The organism is Psychrilyobacter atlanticus DSM 19335 (assembly GCF_000426625.1).
Classification (GTDB): domain Bacteria; phylum Fusobacteriota; class Fusobacteriia; order Fusobacteriales; family Fusobacteriaceae; genus Psychrilyobacter; species Psychrilyobacter atlanticus.
Genome location: NZ_KE384547.1, coordinates 2,077,440 through 2,095,495, shown reverse-complemented (window position 1 = coordinate 2,095,495; position 18,056 = coordinate 2,077,440). Strand labels below are relative to the sequence as shown.

The 18,056-nt window shown below is 32.8% G+C and carries 15 protein-coding genes; 13 read left to right on the top strand and 2 right to left on the bottom strand.

From position 1 onward, the window contains the following. Window positions 1-167 precede the first annotated feature (167 nt). The 3 genes from K337_RS18245 (at window position 168) to K337_RS0110450 (ending at window position 5,554) form a co-directional block, all read left to right on the top strand. Window positions 168-1,754: an AbgT family transporter gene (locus tag K337_RS18245; RefSeq protein WP_037029336.1), complete on the top strand. Its 1,587-nt coding sequence runs from the start codon at window positions 168-170 to the stop codon at window positions 1,752-1,754. 204 nt (window positions 1,755-1,958) lie between these two features. Next, window positions 1,959-2,450, top strand: coding sequence for a nitroreductase family protein (locus tag K337_RS0110455; RefSeq protein ID WP_028856563.1), 492 nt, complete (start codon window positions 1,959-1,961; stop codon window positions 2,448-2,450). Between the two features lie 449 nt (window positions 2,451-2,899). Continuing rightward, window positions 2,900-5,554 (top strand): hypothetical protein, encoded by a 2,655-nt coding sequence (locus K337_RS0110450; RefSeq protein ID WP_028856562.1) that lies wholly within the window; start codon window positions 2,900-2,902, stop codon window positions 5,552-5,554. A 731-nt stretch (window positions 5,555-6,285) separates the two neighbouring features. Here the strand turns inward: K337_RS0110450 and K337_RS0110445 are convergent. Continuing rightward, window positions 6,286-8,070: a cation:proton antiporter domain-containing protein gene (locus K337_RS0110445; protein ID WP_028856561.1), complete on the bottom strand. Its 1,785-nt coding sequence runs from the start codon at window positions 8,068-8,070 to the stop codon at window positions 6,286-6,288. Between the two features lie 184 nt (window positions 8,071-8,254). On the opposite strand from K337_RS0110445, the gene K337_RS0110440 reads away from it, so the two are divergent. The 5 genes from K337_RS0110440 (at window position 8,255) to kdsA (ending at window position 13,556) form a co-directional block, all read left to right on the top strand. Continuing rightward, window positions 8,255-9,118: an RluA family pseudouridine synthase gene (locus tag K337_RS0110440; protein ID WP_037029335.1), complete on the top strand. Its 864-nt coding sequence runs from the start codon at window positions 8,255-8,257 to the stop codon at window positions 9,116-9,118. A gap of 136 nt (window positions 9,119-9,254) precedes the next feature. Continuing rightward, window positions 9,255-10,211, top strand: a complete 957-nt coding sequence (locus tag K337_RS0110435) for an ornithine cyclodeaminase family protein (RefSeq protein WP_028856559.1) — start codon at window positions 9,255-9,257, stop codon at window positions 10,209-10,211. A gap of 85 nt (window positions 10,212-10,296) precedes the next feature. Further along, on the top strand, window positions 10,297-11,769 hold the full coding sequence (locus K337_RS0110430; RefSeq protein ID WP_037029334.1) for a UDP-N-acetylmuramoyl-L-alanyl-D-glutamate--2,6-diaminopimelate ligase: 1,473 nt from the start codon (window positions 10,297-10,299) through the stop codon (window positions 11,767-11,769). A gap of 67 nt (window positions 11,770-11,836) precedes the next feature. Further along, a complete protein-coding gene (locus K337_RS0110425) occupies window positions 11,837-12,610 on the top strand; it encodes a YdcF family protein (RefSeq protein ID WP_028856557.1) in 774 nt (257 codons plus the stop codon). A gap of 106 nt (window positions 12,611-12,716) precedes the next feature. After that, the gene (kdsA, locus tag K337_RS0110420) at window positions 12,717-13,556 is read left to right on the top strand and encodes a 3-deoxy-8-phosphooctulonate synthase (protein WP_028856556.1); all 840 of its coding nucleotides are present in this window, start codon (window positions 12,717-12,719) and stop codon (window positions 13,554-13,556) included. Window positions 13,557-13,614: 58 nt separating this feature from the next. Here kdsA and K337_RS0110415 read toward each other — a convergent pair whose 3' ends face one another. Beyond that, entirely contained in the window at window positions 13,615-14,337 is a 723-nt protein-coding gene (locus K337_RS0110415; protein WP_028856555.1) for an FCD domain-containing protein, read from the bottom strand. A 294-nt stretch (window positions 14,338-14,631) separates the two neighbouring features. Here K337_RS0110415 and K337_RS0110410 point away from each other — a divergent pair, with 294 nt between their 5' ends. From K337_RS0110410 to K337_RS0110390, 5 genes are read left to right on the top strand one after another with little or no spacing between them, the layout of a single operon-like run. Beyond that, the gene (locus K337_RS0110410; RefSeq protein WP_028856554.1) at window positions 14,632-14,943 is read left to right on the top strand and encodes a (2Fe-2S)-binding protein; all 312 of its coding nucleotides are present in this window, start codon (window positions 14,632-14,634) and stop codon (window positions 14,941-14,943) included. Continuing rightward, window positions 14,943-16,043, top strand: a complete 1,101-nt coding sequence (locus K337_RS0110405) for an NAD(P)/FAD-dependent oxidoreductase (RefSeq protein ID WP_028856553.1) — start codon at window positions 14,943-14,945, stop codon at window positions 16,041-16,043. Before K337_RS0110410 ends, K337_RS0110405 begins: the two co-directional genes overlap by 1 nt. Continuing rightward, on the top strand, window positions 16,036-16,536 hold the full coding sequence (locus K337_RS0110400) for a 4Fe-4S binding protein (protein WP_156877358.1): 501 nt from the start codon (window positions 16,036-16,038) through the stop codon (window positions 16,534-16,536). Before K337_RS0110405 ends, K337_RS0110400 begins: the two co-directional genes overlap by 8 nt. A gap of 4 nt (window positions 16,537-16,540) precedes the next feature. Further along, window positions 16,541-16,804, top strand: a complete 264-nt coding sequence (locus K337_RS0110395; protein WP_028856551.1) for a (2Fe-2S)-binding protein — start codon at window positions 16,541-16,543, stop codon at window positions 16,802-16,804. Window positions 16,805-16,809: 5 nt separating this feature from the next. After that, complete coding sequence (locus K337_RS0110390; protein WP_037029333.1) at window positions 16,810-17,988, top strand: NAD(P)/FAD-dependent oxidoreductase; 1,179 nt, start codon at window positions 16,810-16,812, stop codon at window positions 17,986-17,988. The last annotated feature ends 68 nt before the right edge of the window (window positions 17,989-18,056 follow it).

Below are 18,056 nucleotides of genomic sequence, written 5' to 3'. Positions count from 1 at the left end.
TCGTCTCTTTTTTTATCTAGTAAAATAAATTTTCTGTAAAAAAACTAATGATTTTCTAATAATTCTAATAAAAAACTTGAAATAAATGAAGAAGTATATTAAACTAGTGCAATAGTTTAAAATAGGGGGCTTTGGTATCTATAAAAAATGATACAGGAGGCAAAAAAATGCAAGGTAGTAGTGTAGTAGGAGTTTCAAAGAAAAAAAGGATTCAACAATTTTTAAATGTAGTGGAAAAGGTAGGGAATAAGCTGCCTCATCCGGTAATTATGTTTTTCATGTTTACGGTAGGAGTATATGTATTATCATTTTTATTATCTAAACTGGGAATGGAAGTAACGTATAAAAGTGTAAAAGGTGGAGACATAGTAGACGTAACAACAGGTATAGTAAATTTAATCTCAGTAGAGGGAATAAGAAATTTATTTATGATGGTAATACCTAATTTCGTAAATCATCCAGCGATCGGAGCTATCCTTATAGCTATGCTGGGAGTAGGAGTATCGGAAAAATCAGGTCTTATAAATGCTATGATAAAGAAGATTGTATTAGGAGTACCTAAATCATTGGTAACACCGGTTGTAGTATTTGCAGGGATCATGTCAAATATGGCAGCAGATGCAGGATATGTAGTGTTGATTCCATTGGGAGCTATTATATTTATGGGATTCAAAAGACACCCATTAGCAGGTATGGCAGCGGCCTTTGCAGGAGTATCGGGAGGATTTTCAGCTAACTTATTAATTGGAACAGTGGATACAGTTATGGCTAGTATAACCACTCCAGCGGCTCAAATAATAGATTCTGGTTATGCAATAGATCCTATGAGTAACTGGTATTTTTTAATTGCATCGACAGTTCTTATAACTTTAATAGGATGGGTAGTAACCGATAAAATAGTAGAACCAACACTGGGAAAATATATAAGAAAAGAAGATACAGCAGATGAAGGGAATGAATTTGAGTTATCTAAGGGGGAGAAAAAAGGACTTAAGATGGCATTATTATCTATAGTTTTATTTATCTTAGGAATTTATCTATTGACGATGGAAGGGGCTCCGTTGGGAACTTATGTGGATGCCAATGGGAAGAGTGTTGACCCGTTTACAGGAGCTATAATCTTTATCTTAGGATTATTTTTCTTTATACCTGGAGTTGTATTTGGATTTGCAAGTGGTAAATTTAAAAATGGTGCACTAGATATAGTTGATGGTCTTGTAGATGCGATGAAGCAGTGTGCATCTGTAATAGTAATTATATTTATTTCAGCTCAATTTATCTATGCTTTTAATGCTTCTAAGATAGGAACAATAATAGCGGTTAATGGAGCCAATTTATTAAAATCAACAGGTCTTACAGGGGTTTCATTGATGGTTGCATTTATTTTATTGACGGCAGTAATCAATGTATTCATGGGTGGACTGACAAGTAAATGGCTTATGATGTCGCCGGTATTTATTCCGTTATTTATGCAGCTAGGATATTCTCCGGAGTATACGATGTTAGCTTATAGAATAGGAGATTCAACGACAAATATCATATCACCATTGATGACATATTTCCCGATTATAGTAGCTTTTGCGGCTAAGTATAAGAGGGATAAGGATGAGATGGGTGTAGGAACGATAGTTTCTATGATGGTGCCATATTCAGTAGCATTCTTAATTGGGTGGATAGTTTTATTTGTTCTATGGTCATATTTAGGAATTCCTATCGGACCAGGAGCAACATCGACTTATATAATGGGTGCCTAAAAAAATACGATGTAATAAAAAGCAAACTATAGAAGAGATAAAAGAAAAATTAAATATATTTTTAGGAGATGACTCAGGTCGTCTCTTTTTTATGATTTAATGTTTATTTTAAATGGAAAGAAACCGTGGTGGAGATAAGAGTAATATTAAATTTTGTGGTATACTTTTACTAAATAATTTAAATATATTCAGGGAGGATTGAAGATGTTAAAGATTTTATTGGAGAGAAGAAGTATCAGAAAATATAAAGAGAAAAAAGTAGAAGAGGAAAAAATAAATCATATATTAGCTGCCGGGAAAGTAGCTCCCAGTGGAAAAAATAAAAAACCATGGGAATTTATAGTAATAGAGGATAAAGACGTGTTAAAAAAATTATCCATGGTAAAACCAAAGGGAGGATTATTTTTGGCAGAATCTCCTACAGCCATAGCTGTAGTAGGAGATGAAGAGATATCTGACACCTGGATAGAGGATTGCAGTACTGCATCGACATTTATCCAGTTAGAAGCTCGTCACCAAGGATTAGGATCATGCTGGGTGCAGATGAGAAACAGGTTTACTAAAGATGGAGGAGATGCAGAGGTCCTTGCAAAAGAGATCTTGGAAGTACCAAATAACAAGAGACTCCTTTGCATAATTTCTATAGGATACCCATATCAGGAAAGACCTGCATATAAAGAGGAAGATCTTTTGTAGGAGGAGACCCTCTTCCCCTGTTGTCGGTGTTCTCCCTCGTAGGGAGAAACCTATAGTAAAATGTTTTTAGCATTAGGAGAGAAAAGTTCTACTCGCAAGGGGCATCCCCAAAATACTAGTAATTTACTTTGTAAACATAGAATTTTGAGATAAAGAGTCCCTCTTTAATACGGGTTATCTTTTTCTCTGTAGCAAGAAAAAGTAACCAAAAAGTGCCAGAAGGTTTATAAATTGTCTTTGTTAGTAAGACACAATCGTCATTGTAGAAACAGTACTGCTGAAGTAGAACGACTATAAACTTCGATAAAGGTCTAAAGATATTACTCTTAGTAGAATGATTATTGTTAAAGTGTGGTCGCCTTCAAAATTAAAAGGATTAAAAACTCTGACTTTGTATGGAGTTTTTTAAACTCGTCTAAATAAAGAAAATATAAATAGGGAGAGAGTAGATGATAGAATCTAGTGTAATTAAATTAATATTGATAGTAGCTTTAAATATGTGTTTTGTGTGGGTATGGATGAAAAAAGAAAGTCTTAGAAGTTTTATGCCTTTTAAAATCATAAGGAAGTTAGAAGAAAAAGTATCTTTTAAAAAGATTAAAAAATTGATTTCTTTTATAGGGAATATAAATATATTTTGGATACTAAATATTTCATATTTTCTTTTGATTAAATTTTTTGAGAAAGAGTTAAATTTAATTCTTGGTTTTTCAGAAGGAACAACAAAGGATTTGATCATTGAAAGCAATATTTTAAAATCAAGTTATATATATGCTAATTCGTTAGGTGGAGTAACTAAATTTTTATTTGATAGTGGAAATTTTATTGGTTTATTTATAGGGGTCACGGCTTTAATGATTCCAATTTATCTTTACATAATTGGGTTTAAAAGTAAATCAAAAAGACAGTTATTATTGATGCTGACTAAAAAAGGAGATATGTTTTATATATCATTTTTTATCTATATAATGTTGTTTTTTAAAATAGAAAAAATATTTTTAGTTGGTGCAATTGGATATTTAATTTTTCTATTGATGGAAGCAGTAAAATGGATTATGAAAATAGAAAATTCTTTATATTCTTTTGAAGGATTGGATAAACTTTTAAAACTGCAGGAAGAAGAAGAAATAGTAGAGTTATATAATGCTACACTAAATGAGTTATATCAAGGAGTAAAAGATAATGATGCATCAGCAACTGATGAAAATAAAAAATTATTATTATTACTATTAAGGAATAATGTAATAAGTTTAAAACATACAAAAAGTTTAATAGGATTACTATATGATCTCTATGATGTTGCAATAAAAAATCAAGATGATGATGTCTTTAGAAAAATATCTTATTTGCACATAAAAATAGCTGATTATTATTATAAAAATGATGATAAAGAAAAATTTAATAGAGCATTTTATGGAGTAACTAAAGTGTATGATTATTATTATAAAGATGGGACTGATAAATTTGCTTCAAAAGTTATTTTTGGATTAGACTTTGATGTACTTGGACTTTGGAAAATTTATAAGGAAAATTTTGAAGAAGGTATTAAATGGTATTCACAAATTTTTAAAGTTATTGTCGAGGGAATAAAAAAATCTGTAAAAAATGATGATTTTTATTTTTTTGAACAGTTTATTCGTTTGATAAAATATCAATTTAAATATAAGAAAGGACTAAAAAAAGATTATAAATTATTAGAAACCTCAATTTATTTTGGAGCTTTACTATATTTAAGAGAAGAAAAAAGTAAGAGAGAAAATAATAGAATTCAATATAAAAAAATCCATAAGTATATAAAATATATAGAAAAAATATTGTTAAAGAATAGTTTAATAGATTTAATAGAGTTATATGAATTTATAGAAGAAAAAGAAATAGCAACTGAATTGGATTGGGAAAATTATTTTGTACCAAAGTTTGAAATAATAGGAGTAACTATCTGGGATGGAAGAGAAACAGGTGAAATAAAAAAATTATTTTTTGAGTTGTTAGCCAAGGGTAGCCAATTCAAAAGGAATGAAAAAATATTGTCAGATGATGAGCATTTAAGACGATATTTTAAAAATAAAAATATGAAAGGGATAGAAAAATCAATTGAGAGAGTAAATAATTTTAAAGTGAAGGCTAGTGGGTTATTGAATGATTTAGAAAATAATAAAGATAAAATTAATATAACAGAAGAAAGTTATAAAGATGTAAAAGGTTTATTAATTGAATTTGAAAAAGACACAGAACAGAAGAAAAAGGAAAAAATAATAGAATCGGAAATATCGCTAGATAAAATAAAAACTATGAAAGAAATCTTAAAGAATATATTGAGTACTTCGAGAATTGTAAAAATGTTAAATAAATTTGATAAATATTTATATAAAAAAGAAGAGTCACCAATAGAATCAGTGGGAATAATTCGGTATATGGAAAAAGAGTTTTTTACTGAAATTTATTTAGGTGATAGAATAGAATTTATAATAGAACCTTTAGGAAAAGATCAAAACGAGAGGATAGAAAGAATAATTGTAAATTCACTAGATAAGAAAAGTATTAAAAGTGGAGAAAAGATAGAAAAAACTTTGGAAAAAATAAAAGGGAAACCATGGGTTATTTTGACCGGAATATATATAGGTGATTTTTTCTATGATAAAAAAGGTTCTGTAAAAGAAAATATTATAATTAAGTCGGATTTAGATGAAAAATATTTTGAAAAATATGGGGAAATATTGGAAGGAATTTATAAATACAATGGGGTGGAAAGTCCAATTTATAATTTAGATAGTGATAAGGAAGGGATCTATATATTGGATTCAAATGATATAGAAGGATTCATTCATTATGATTCTAATGATGAGAATGAATATGATAAGAATATATTGAAAAAATTTGATGATAATGTTGGTTATGCGTATCTAAAAATAATTGATACAAAAGATATCATTGAAGTTAAGGGAGAAGAAGAGGTTTTAAAATATAGGTTTTTAAAAGGCAACGGAACTCCAGAAGAAAAATTAGAAAAATTTAGACAAAGAATATTAATTTCATTTGTTCAAAAAGGTGAGTTGAAATTAAAAGAAGATGCCAAGGTTTATAAGGTGGAATTCAATGGATAAAAAAAGAGACCCTCTTCCCTTGTTGGCGGGGATTTCATAATTATTAAAATTAGATATAATTAAATCTAATTTTAAATATGAACCCTCGTAGGGAGACATCTATAGTAAAGTTTTTCTAAAATACTGTAATTTAACCCATTTTTTAGGGCTAAATAAGACCACTGAATGGACTAAAGGTCCAATCAGTGGTCTTTTAGTCTACTCACTGGTCTAAGTCATTTCTCATCTCTCAACCCCAATGGTACCAAGGAATATGGACGTTCCTAGTTTGAGTTTTAAGCAAACAACCTATATAATCACAAGGGGAAGTTTTTAGAAGGGCTTAGGAGGTAAATTAGGAGGTTTTTTTAAAGTGGGTAATGAAATAAAATGACATTATAAAAATTGTGTACATGAAATATGAAAAAAAATTTATAAAAATATTTGATTTATCTTTGGATTTAAAGTCTAATTTTGAAGTTTATAGTCGTCAGACTTCACAGTAAATATTTAGCGAGTTTCGTCGTACATACCATGCCCGTCAGGTACCCCACTAAGAAACAGGGATCCACTGACTTACTCACAAAGACAATTATAAACCTTCTTGAATTTTTCCGTTAGCTTTTTTTTCAAGAAAAAAGGTAACCCGTATCAAAGACGGAAACTTTGGAACTTTTTTCGAAGGTCATGATGGTCAGGTTCACGTTATAAAAAAAGAGCCACTCAGAAAATTTCTGAGTGGCTCTTTAATTTTATCCTACCAATATATTCCTCAACAAACTATGATTTAGTTCCCCTTCAAGACTTAACTCCTTTAAGGTAAGAATTATACTCCTAACAGTCTGGAGATATTCCTGAGGTTTATCCTTAGGAGTGATAACCAGAAAAACTATATCTATCGGTTTTCCATCTGGAGAGTTCCACTCTACAGGGTTTTCTAAGAACCCACACACACAGATAGTTTTACTCACTTCATCTGTACGGCAGTGAGGAATAGCGACTCCTTTACCCAAAGCTGTACTGGCTAACTTTTCCCTGGTTAAAATTGCGTGGGAAATTTCATGGGTATCTTTGATCAATGATTTTTCTTTAAGAAGTTCAGTTAATTTTTCAACTGTATTCTCTTTATTCTGGGCTTTAAATTCCCAAATATTTCCCACGATATCTTCAATGGCAAAATGTTTTTTCTTTTTATGGGATTTATATTTTTCACCCATAAATTTATTCCAGGAGATAAGGGTTCTCTCAGAGATCCATGCTCCTCCAATCTCAAAGATAACCAGAGCAGGAATGATAGTGTTGAAGATAAGATCTCCACCATTATTTTTTAAGACAGTAGCTACCAGGATAGTTTCGACTGCTGCCATTCCAGCCTGGGGAAGCATCAGTTTTGGTAAACTATTTGTGATCTCTTTTTCCTGACCTGTTATACGACATCCAAGCCATGTTCCTATAAGTTTTGCACTACCTCTTACCAACAGATATCCTAAGACAAAGACAAATGTTTTACTGGAGAAAGTTTCTAATTTTACACTGGCTCCGATTAGTGCAAAGAAGAATAAATTTAAGGCCGGCATAACATTACCTAATTGCAGGGAATGAAAGATAGCATGATAATGATAATTTGATACTAAAGCACCGGCAACTACTGCCATTACCAAGAATGGTAAGTGGAAATGCAGTGCCACAGCAGAACCTACAGCGATAATTCCTGAGATAATAAAGAAAAGTTCTATTGAAGGCATGGGCCCGTAAAAACTTTCAACTTCAATTTCAAGTCCCTCTGTCTCGTCTACCTTTTTAGGTTTAACAGTGAATTTTAGGAGGAAAAAAATAACAACTCCTATTAAAATAGCAAAGAAAAATTCCTTTATAACTTCAAAAGCAAGAAATCCAAAGGATAGTTCCTCCCCATTCTGCATCATTACGGCTATACCTAAAAATACAGAAAAGAATATAACTTCGATAATATCATCTAATACCACGATATTGGCCAAAATATTTTTTAATTTTCCTTCAACTTTTAATTTGTTCATAAGGATAAATGTAAGAGCCGGTGCTGTAGCTATTCCTATAGAACCTACAATGGCGGCATTTATAACTGGAAAATGAAACACTTTATAAAAGACCAGAGTTATAGAAACCCATGCAAGCATTGCCTGAGTAAGACATATGATGGTTGGTTTAATTCCCATCTGTTTCAATCTATCAAAGTGAAGTTCCTCCCCTAAACTGAAGGCTATCAGCCCTAAGAAGAAAAAGACGAAAAAATGACTTTCTTCTATAACATTTCCATAGGTTATAAAACCATGGGTATATAAATATTCTAATTTGTGAAAAACAGATGTAGAAACTAAATTTTCCTTTGTAGCAGCCCAATCATGTACAAGTGTCCAAAAATGCGGTCCTACAATCATACCACCTAAAATTTGACCTACAGTTTCCCCTAATTTTATCTTTTTAGCAATTACTCCCCCTGTGTACGCACCAAGTATCAGCATTCCGATAGCTAATATCTGGATTTTCATAAAATCCATGTAAATTCCCCCTAATAAAATTAATTAACATTATGAAACATTGTTTAAAATTTAACAATGATTACTCCATTATAAGATATTTTTAATAAATTGTAAAAATGTTATTTGAATTTATGTAATTTAGGAAAGAATGGGAATTATATGATATAATTTTAAGAAATAGAATAGTTTTAGAGGTGGAATAATGGATTATAAGATAACAGAGGAATACAAAGATACTAGAGTGGATAAGTTTGTCAGAAAAAAATATGAGGGAGTAAAATTAGGAGAGATATTTAAATATCTTAGAACCAAGAAGATCAAGGTAAATGGGAAAAAAGTAGAAGGAAAATACAGGCTCCAGGTAGGTGACGTAGTAAATGTATTTTTACGTGAGGGAGCTACTGTGCAAAAATCATTTATAGAATTGACAGAGAAGGAAATAAAATATCTAAAAGCCGGAATTGTGTATGAAGATGAGAGGGTACTGATATTTGATAAAAAACCAAATATGGTAATGCACAAGGGAAGTGGACATGACTATGGATTGTCAGAGATGTTAAAAGCATATACAAATAATATGAATTTTACCTTTGTAAACAGGATAGATAAGGCTACTTCAGGGATGATTATAGGAGCTAAGACCTTACCGGTAGTAAGAGAATTATCGGAAGAGATCAGAGAGAGAAGGGTAGAGAAAAAATATTATATCCTGGTAGACGGGAAACCGAAAAAAAATAAATTTACAATTAAATCTTATCTGAAGAAGACAGAAACAAAGGTGATAGAATTAGATGAGTATGAAGAGGGTGCTAAGGAGAGTATCAGTTACTTCAAGACAATTAAAAATGGAAAAGAAAGAACTCTGCTGGAAGGACTCCTTGGAACAGGAAGAACTCATCAGTTGAGAGTTCAGTTAGCCAATGAGAAGATGCCTATTGTAGGAGATATGAAATATGGGATCAGCAAGGAAAGTATGATGTTTCTTTATTCATACTATGTAAATATACCTAAGTATAACATCGAGATAGAGAGAGAGATACCTGAAAATTTTCTGAAGAAAATTTAAATAGTGAGGGTTAAAATAAAAAAAATATTTGGTATCTATAGAATTTAACTGCCAAAAATATGAGTAATAGATTAGGAATTTATATCTATAATGAAGAGGAGGGTATGATAAAAACTAATATTTATCATACAGAAATATGATTTTTTTAAATAGAGCAGCAATTGAAAAGATAATTTCTTTAGAAGAAGTTATGGATAGTGTAGAAAATGCATTTTTAGCTTATGAAGATAATAATTTTGATATGCCAGATAGGATCCATGTAAATAACAAAGAAAATACACTTCTCTATATGCCTTGTTTTACAGATGAAATTTTTGGGACAAAATCTTTGACGATCTTTCCTGAAAATAGTCAAGTAGGCAAGCCGGTTATAGATGGTTTTATGACTTTAAATGATCCTAATACTGGAGAACCACTAGCAATGATAGATGGAAAAACGCTGACAGAAGTTAGAACTGGGGCAGTGGGAGGAGTAGGAGCTAAGTATCTTTCTGAAATAAACTCCTCTACTTTAGGACTTATAGGAACAGGAGTCCAAGGTTTTCAGCAGATATTGTTTATATCAAAAGTCAGACCTATAAAAAAAGTGAAAATTTATGGACGGAATATAGAAAAATTAAAAGATTTTTCTAATCGTTTAAAAAAGAAGATCGATGTAGAGGTAGTTATTTGCAGTTCTGTAGAAGAGGTTTTAGAGGGGACTGATATTGTGGTTACTGCTACCAGCTCAGATAAGCCTGTTTTGCCTAACAAAGCTGAGCTTCTAAAAGGTAAAACTTTTATTGCAATAGGATCATATAAACCTACTATGAGGGAGCTTCCAAAGGATATATATTCTCTTGTAGATAAGATCTATACAGACACTTATTTTGCAAAGGAAGAATCAGGAGACCTTTGTTATCCATTAGCAGAAGGTCTAATTAAAGAGGAACAAATCCACACTATAGGTTCTTTTCTAAAGGATAAAGAAAAAAAAATTGATGAAACTGTCTTTTTCAAATCAGTAGGGATGGCTCTTTTAGATCTATATGTTGCAAAAACTATATATGAAAAAGCAGTTCAGTTGAATATAGGGCAAAAAATAAATATTTAAAATATAAAATCATTATAGATTAAAAGATTTGATACATTTAAAATTAAGTTTGAAACTTTGCTATAGGAGATTATAGGAGGTAAAAATGAAAGATATAGAAAAAATATTAAAAAATATTGAATATAAAATATTAAACTCCGGGAAAGAGATGGAGTTTACCGGAATGGAGTATGACTCGAGAAAAATAGTGGAAGGAAATATATTCGCTGCACTAGATGGAAGCACTGTTGATGGGCATGACTATATAGAAAAGGCTGTATCATTAGGTGCTAGATGTATATTGGTTTCTAAAGAAGTTGAGATATTAAATAAAGAGATTACATATATCTTGGTGGAAGATCTTAGGCTGCATTTAGGGGTTATAGCTTCTAATTTTTATGATTGGCCGCAAAATAAAATGACTGTAATAGGAATCACAGGAACCAATGGAAAAACAACAACAACATATATACTGGAAAAATTAATGGGTGATATAGAAGTAGCTAGGATAGGGACGGTAGAGTATAAGATAGGAAATAAGGTTATTCCTGCTCCAAATACGACTCCGGAATCTATGGATCTGGTAAAAATGTGTAAGGAATCTATTGAAAAGAATATAAATTATTTAATTATGGAAGTGAGTTCCCACGCTCTTGAAATGGGAAGGGTAGCAATGTTAAATTTTGATGTAGCTGGGTTTACTAATTTAACGATAGATCATTTAGATTTCCACAAAACGGTAGATGGCTATTTCAATGCAAAGAGAAAATTATTCTTAAAATTGAAAGATAAAAGTAATGGAGTATATAATATTGGAGATAAATTTGGAAAGAAGCTGTATGATGAATTTGGTGGACTTGGTTTTGGTGAAAATGTAGGTGACCTAAAAGGGAAAACTATAGAGATAACTAATTCAAGTCAAAAATTATCTATAACTTACGACAATAAAGAATATATAGTAAAGACTAATTTATTGGGTAAATTTAATATGTTAAATATATTAACGGGATTAGGTATCTGTATCAAATTAGGTTTTGATGTAGAAGAAACCATTAATAAAATAAAAAAAATAGAAGGAGTTCCAGGGAGATTTGAAGGTGTGAACTGTGGACAAGACTTTAGTGTTATAGTAGATTATGCCCATACAGGGGATGGTCTAAGTAATATACTCGGAGCACTCAATGAAATTAAGAATGGCAGGATAATAACAATATTCGGGTGTGGTGGAAACAAAGGTAGAGATAAAAGATTTGGAATGGGAGAAGCCTCTGCAAGACTCAGTGACTATACGATATTATCATCAGACAACCCAAGAACAGAACCTCTTGAAAGTATAATGTCGGATATAGAAAAAGCTTTTTTAGATAAAAATAATAAAAAAGAAACTGAAAAGTATGAAATAATCCCAGATAGAGGGGAAGCTATAAAAAAAGCAATAATGATGGCAAAAAAAGATGATATTGTATTAATAGCAGGGAAAGGGCATGAGGTTACACAAACTGTCGGAGAAGAAACATTTGATTTTGACGATAGAATAGTAGCGAGACAATGTCTAGAGGAAATGCTGGCAAATATTTAGAAATAACAAAAATATAGTCTGTGGGTAGTTGATGAGAAAATGTTTATAATTGAGAAGGAGGGGGAAGGTGTTTTTATTACAAAAATTTATATCGAATATATTGATATCTCCTGGGATATTTATAATTCTTCTGATCATTGTATTTATAATGAGTTTTCGTAAAAGATCTGCAGCGAAGGCAAAGTTTTTGTTGTTGATGACAATAACAGTTATCTATTTATTATCTATTGAACCGGTAAAAGATATGATAGTACAGCCCTTGGAAAAAAACTATCTTCCCATAGCTAGAGATCAGCTGGAGGAAGTCGATTGTTATGTGGTTTTGGGAGGAGGGATCTATGATAATTCTCCTAAAAGTTTATCTTCTTCAACTGGCAGTCCAAGTAAAGCAGCATTATTTAGGGTAATTGAGGGAGTACGTCTGTATAAAGAATCTCCTAAAAAAATAATAGTTACAGGTGGGATAGTGTATAATGGAGAAAAATCAGAGGGAAGTATATATAAGGAATTAATGGTGGATCTAGGAGTGCCTGCAAGTGATATAATAATTGAAGGTAGGAGCAGAACCACAGAAGAAAATGCAGAATTAACAAAAGGTATAATGGATAAAAATGGGTATAAAAAAGGAGCTCTTATAACTTCTGCAACACATATGAAAAGATCAAAATATATCTTTGAAAAATATGGTGTGGAGGTAATACCAGCTCCTACAGGGTATCTGTCCAGATATAAAGAGAGTTACGGGATGGATAGTTATTTTCCCAATGCCGGTAATTTTGCAGATATCAGGGCTGCTGTATGGGAATATATTGGAACAATATTTTATAAGGTAAAATCTTAATTTTGAATAAGTTTATGATTGAAAATAAAATTTGAGTTTATAGAGAGGCAATTCATGAATTGCCCTGTATTTATTATTTCGCCGTAGGCGATAGGGAGGAATAAATATGTTGATGAAAGAGGTAAAATCAGTAAGAATAGCAGATAGATTTGAGATAGGTGGAAATAAAGGTAAATTTACTCTTTTAGCAGGGCCTTGTGCAATTGAATCCGAGGAGATGAGTATCAGAGTAGCTGGTAAGATCAAAGAGATTTGCGACAGGTTAGAAATAAATTATGTATTTAAATCATCTTTTGATAAAGCTAACAGATCATCGATCCACGGATTTAGAGGAGTAGGGATAGATGAGGGATTAAGAATCTTACAAAAAGTAAAGGATACCTATGATATACCTGTGATTACAGATGTACATGAGCCTTGGCAGTGTGAAAGGGTAGCAGAAGTTGTAGATATGATACAAATACCTGCATTTTTATGTAGACAGACAGACCTATTAGTAGCAGCTGCTAAAACAGGGTTACCTGTAAATGTTAAAAAAGGTCAATTTTTAGCTCCTTGGGATATGAAAAATGTGGTAAACAAGATGCAGGAAGCTGGAAGTGAAAACTTTATGTTGTGTGAAAGGGGAGCAACCTTTGGATACAACAACTTTGTGGTAGATATGAGATCATTCATGGAGATGAGAGAATTTGGATATCCTGTGATATTTGATGCTACCCATTCAGTACAAATCCCAGGAGGACAGGGAACTTGTACAGGTGGAAATCGTGAATATGTATTCCCACTTATGAGAGCTGCACTAGCTGTAGGAGTAGATGGAATATTTGCAGAGGTACATGAAGATCCAGACTGTGCTCCTTGTGATGGGCCGAATATGTTAAAATTAGAAGATTTAGAAGAAATATTAAAGGTAGCATTAGAGATAGATGGAATAGTTAAAAGATAAAAAATTGTGAATAGAGAAAGAGCCTTCCTAAAAAAATTAGGAGGGCTTTTTTTTTTAATTAAATATATTTTGTTTCCTTAATTTTTTTGACCTTTTCTATAAGAGCTTCTATATGATTAGACATGGCTTTCTCAGCACCTTCAGGGTCTTTTTTTATTATAGCCGTAGCTATAATTTTATGTTCCTCAATAGTTTTTGTTCCCAAACTTTTTTCTATTTTTTTTAAGGCTGGAGTAAACCTAGTATCATCCATCACCATTTGAAGCATGAGTTCCAATATTTTATTTCCTGCAAGGGTAGCTACATACTTATGAAAGGGGATATTATATTCATATTCAGCAAGATTCTTTACCACCTTTTCATGACTTTCTATAATTACCTTAAAATCTTTTTCCGTTTGAATATTGGAATTCGTGGCGGCAAATTTAGCCATCTGGCTCTCTATCACCTTTCTAGCTTCTAAAGCTTCTAAAAGTTTGTCGATCTCCTGGATATCCAGAACATTTAAAAATAATTCTCCTTTTTTTCTTCTGTCTTTTTTCCTTTGGATATTTTTTAAATAAAGTTTTCCCTTGTCGGTTATAACTCTGCCCCTATACCCATCTTTTATAGTTAAGCCAATGTTATCTAAGTTGAAAAGGATTCTCCCAATAGTTGCTTCGCTGATACTTATCTTTAAATTTTTAAGTTCCCTTTTTATTAGGGAAGCACCTGTAGGCTTTTGATGTTTTTCAAGGATTTTCAATATAGAGTAGTCGTAGTTTATCTCATCACTGTTCACTTTTTTTCACCTCAATTTATTTGATTCTATTTTAATTATACTTCCATTTTATCTAAAAACAAAATTTTGGCTACTCATCTGTGAGGGGTGTTTTGAATCTGCAGAACAAAAACTTTAGTTTTTAAACACTTTAACTGAACGTCACAAAAATAAAGGGGTCAAAAAAATTAATTAAAAAGCATTTTTTTTTAATAAAAATAAATATTATTTTTTAGGTTGCTTTCACAGATAATCTCAGCCATATACTTATCATGTAATCATTTTATTAAGTGGATAAAAAAAGGAGGTTATAAGATGAGGGTAGTTGATCATCCGATACTAGGTGAGGAAGAAAGAAAAGAATATGTCACTATTTATTACAATGGAAAGCCATTAAATGCTATGGCAGGTGAGACAATAGCGGCAACTCTTATGAGTGCAGGGATAAGAAAATTTAGAAAAACTCCTAAATACAAGAGGGATAGAGGAGTCTATTGTGGAATAGGAAGGTGCACAGACTGTGTCATGGTAGTAAATGGAAAACCCAATGTCAGAACTTGTGTAACTCCTGTAGAGGAAGGAATGAGTGTAGAAACACAGATCGGATATGGAAAGGGGGAGGAGTAATGAAAGAAACTCAGGTTGTAATTATAGGGGGCGGACCTGCAGGTCTTGCTGCAGGAATAGAAATTGCAAAATCCGGAGGTCAAGTTACTGTTTTAGATGAAAATAAAAAACCCGGAGGGCAGCTTTTTAAGCAGATTCATAAGTTCTTTGGTTCAAGGGAACATCTGGCAGGAACCAGGGGATACGACATAGGAACTAAACTTTTGGAGGAAACGAAGGAGTTAGGAGTGAATGTTATACTGGATGCTCCTGTTTATGGGATATTTGAAGGAAGAACAGTAGTCTATTCAAAAGACGGTAAGCAGCATCAAATAAAAGGAGATAAAATTATCCTTGCAACAGGGGCTACAGAAAATACCCTTGCTTTCCCAGGATCTGATCTTCCAGGTGTCATGGGGGCAGGAGCAGCTCAAACGATGATAAATGTAAATAGAGTTTTACCAGGAAAAAAAGTTCTGATGGTTGGATCAGGGAATGTAGGATTAATTGTTTCTTACCAGTTGATGCAGGCCGGTGCTGATGTAGTCGGGTTGGTAGAAGCAGCTCCAAATGTTAGTGGATATGGTGTTCATGCATCTAAGATCAGTCGTGGAGGAGTTCCTATCTATACTTCTCATACTGTAAAAAGAGCCATGGGAGATGGTGAAGTAAGTAAGGTAGAGATATGTGAATTGGATGACAGATTTCAAATGATTGAAGGGACAGAGAAGATTTTAGATGTAGACACTATTTGTATTGCTGTAGGGCTTAGTCCTATGTCTGAAATAGCCTGGACTATTGGGTGTGATTTTACATTTATTCCGACTTTTGGAGGACATGTACCAAAACACAATGAAAATATGGAGTCTACAATTCCGGGAATATATGTGTCAGGAGATATTTCGGGAGTAGAAGAGGCCAGTTCTGCTATGGAAGAGGGGCGTCTAGCTGGTATAGCGGCTTCAGAATCTCTGGGACTTTATAGTAGAGAGAAAGCAAAAGAGTTGAAAGATCAGGTATGGAATAGATTAAATACTTTGAGAGATGGAGAATTTGGTGAAAAAAGAAAACAATCGAAAAATGTTCAGATAAGTAGATATATGGAGGATGCTAATGAATAGAGGAGTAAAGTTTACGGGAGTTCCTTCTATGGATGAGATAAAAGGCTGTCCTGGAACCCCAAGTGAGGAAAGATTTGAAAAAGGGCCTGTTGTATCAATAGAGTGTGTTCAGAAAATACCTTGTAATCCTTGTGAGGCAGCTTGTCCATTTGGTGCAATAGAGGTGGGAAGTTCAATTACAAATCTTCCTAAATTAGATGGGGAAAAATGTATAGGGTGTGGCGTTTGTATTCCAAAATGTCCTGGACTGGCTATTTTTAAAATTCATAAAAACTACAGTGAAAAAACATCAATGGTAGAATTCCCATTTGAATATCTGCCCCTCCCCCAAAAAGGAGATCAAGTTCCTTGTGGAGACAGATTTGGAAAATATATTGCTGACGGTAAAGTATTAAATGTAAAAAATGATAAAAAAAATGATGGTACAACTCTTATCAGTGTAGAAATTCCAAAAGAATATTTTATGGGAATAAGAACCATCTATAGGGGGTAAAATAATGTGTAATGATAAAGTTTTTGTATGCAGATGTCAGGAAGTAACAGTAGAGGATGTAAAAGAGGCTATAAAAGACGGGGCTACAACTGTAGCGGGAGTAAAGATAAGAACCCATGCAGGAATGGGTCTCTGTCAGGGAAGAAGTTGTGGGAAGATTATCGCTAGAATGCTTTCAGAGGTGGAATCTCCTGAAAAAATAACTCCAGGTTCATCTAGACCCCCTGCAAGAGTAGCAAAAATAAGTGAATTCTTGGAGGTGAAATAGAAACTATGAACAATAAAAATATAAATGATACAGATGTAATTGTAATAGGTGGGGGAGTAATCGGAACTTCTATAGCCTACAACCTCTCTAAAAGAGGAAAAAAAGTAACTCTCTTTGAAAAATATGACCATGCCAGAGGTGCATCGGGTTCTAGTGACCAGCTGGTGTTGATGCAGTCTAAAAAACCAGGTGTGCATTTAGCCTTAGCTCTTGAAAGTTTAAAGATGTACAAAACTTTAGAAGAAGAGTTAGGGGAACCTATCCACTTCAGGCAAAAAGGTGGGATGATCCTCATTGAAAATGAAAAAGAGATGGAGATAATGAAAGGGTTTGTAGAAAAACAGAAAAAAACAGGATTGGATGTTGATATTATTTCATTGGATGAGGTAAACAGACTTCAACCGGGAATCTCCCAGGATATTATAGGAGCTACTTATAGTCCAATGGATGGAGAAGTTGATCCTATAGCCTTAAACATAGCTCTTGCAAAGGGAGCTAAGGCTAACGGAACGAAGATAGTTTTGGGAACAGAAGTAAAGGAGATAATTACAGAGGGGAAAAAAGCAATAGGAGTGGAAACTTCAAAAGGTAAATTTTATGCTTCTACTATAATTAATGCAGCTGGTGTATGGGCACCTCTGCTATGTGAGAAATTAGGGATAGAAGCTCCTATAAAACCAAGAAGAGGCCAAATCTGTATAACTGATGAAGTAGATTATTTTATAGACATGCCTATTCTTTCGGCAAAATATATGATGGCAAAACATAATCCGGATCTTTTGAAAGATGCTCCTGAAATGATTGCTAAATTAGGAATTGGACTTGCTCTAAGTCAGTCTCCAAAGGGAAATATTATGTTTGGAGCGACAAGAGAATTTGTAGGCTATGATAAAAATGTTACCTATGAAGGGATCGGAGAGGTTATCAGAAATGCTGTTACTTATTTTCCTCAATTAAAAGATATGAGTATAATCAGAACTATGGGAGGATTGAGACCATTTACTCCAGACGGTCTTCCTCTCATTGGATGGACTGAGATAGAGGGATTTTTTATGGCTGCAGGTCATGAGGGAGACGGAATTGCCCTGGCTCCAGTAACTGGAAAAGTTGTGGCAGATATCATAATGGATGGGAAAACGTTCGTTGATATGTCGGGGTTTGCTCCGAATAGGTTTTCAAAATAAAAATAAAAAAGGCCGTCAAGCCTACTAATAATATTGAACTCATAATGATAGCCTTTTACCCAAATAAA

Excerpts from the sequence above, each read along its gene's own strand:
- K337_RS0110405 (WP_028856553.1), top strand. The coding sequence starts at position 14,943 with ATGAAAGAAACTCAGGTTGTAATTATAGGGGGCGGACCTGCAGGTCTT.
- K337_RS0110390 (WP_037029333.1), top strand. The coding sequence starts at position 16,810 with ATGAACAATAAAAATATAAATGATACAGATGTAATTGTAATAGGTGGG.
- K337_RS0110410 (WP_028856554.1), top strand. The coding sequence starts at position 14,632 with ATGAGGGTAGTTGATCATCCGATACTAGGTGAGGAAGAAAGAAAAGAA.
- K337_RS0110435 (WP_028856559.1), top strand. The coding sequence starts at position 9,255 with ATGATTTTTTTAAATAGAGCAGCAATTGAAAAGATAATTTCTTTAGAA.
- K337_RS18245 (WP_037029336.1), top strand. The coding sequence starts at position 168 with ATGCAAGGTAGTAGTGTAGTAGGAGTTTCAAAGAAAAAAAGGATTCAA.
- K337_RS0110440 (WP_037029335.1), top strand. The coding sequence starts at position 8,255 with ATGGATTATAAGATAACAGAGGAATACAAAGATACTAGAGTGGATAAG.
- K337_RS0110395 (WP_028856551.1), top strand. The coding sequence starts at position 16,541 with ATGTGTAATGATAAAGTTTTTGTATGCAGATGTCAGGAAGTAACAGTA.
- K337_RS0110445 (WP_028856561.1), bottom strand. The coding sequence starts at position 8,070 with ATGGATTTTATGAAAATCCAGATATTAGCTATCGGAATGCTGATACTT.
- K337_RS0110450 (WP_028856562.1), top strand. The coding sequence starts at position 2,900 with ATGATAGAATCTAGTGTAATTAAATTAATATTGATAGTAGCTTTAAAT.
- K337_RS0110400 (WP_156877358.1), top strand. The coding sequence starts at position 16,036 with ATGAATAGAGGAGTAAAGTTTACGGGAGTTCCTTCTATGGATGAGATA.
- kdsA (WP_028856556.1), top strand. The coding sequence starts at position 12,717 with ATGTTGATGAAAGAGGTAAAATCAGTAAGAATAGCAGATAGATTTGAG.
- K337_RS0110455 (WP_028856563.1), top strand. The coding sequence starts at position 1,959 with ATGTTAAAGATTTTATTGGAGAGAAGAAGTATCAGAAAATATAAAGAG.
- K337_RS0110430 (WP_037029334.1), top strand. The coding sequence starts at position 10,297 with ATGAAAGATATAGAAAAAATATTAAAAAATATTGAATATAAAATATTA.